Consider the following 278-nt stretch of genomic DNA (forward strand, 5'->3'; position numbering starts at 1 on the left):
GGTGACAACGTTGCAATCGCACGTGCTTCGATACCTCAAGGAACCGTGGTTACGGAGTTCGGTAATATCGTGGTGTTCGCCGATGTCCCCGCAGCGCACAAGATTGCCCTTGCACACGTAAACCCAGGTGATCCTGTTCTGCGTTACGGCCAGATTATTGGCTTTGCTACTAAATCCATTGAGCCAGGCGATTATGTGCATACGCACAATCTGGAGATGGCGACGTTCGACCGAGACTACGCGTTCGGCGAGGATGCCAAAGTCGCGTCGCCTGCAGC

General features: G+C 54.7%; 1 protein-coding gene. It reads left to right on the forward strand.

Annotation, left to right across the window (positions count from 1 at the left end):
• Positions 1–278, forward strand: a 278-nt coding sequence (locus tag SB765_RS29245) for a UxaA family hydrolase (RefSeq protein WP_410932436.1), incomplete at both ends; no start/stop codon positions are given.

The sequence above is a fragment of the Pseudomonas sp. SIMBA_067 genome (assembly GCF_046534675.1).
GTDB classification, from domain to species: domain Bacteria; phylum Pseudomonadota; class Gammaproteobacteria; order Pseudomonadales; family Pseudomonadaceae; genus Aquipseudomonas; species Aquipseudomonas putida.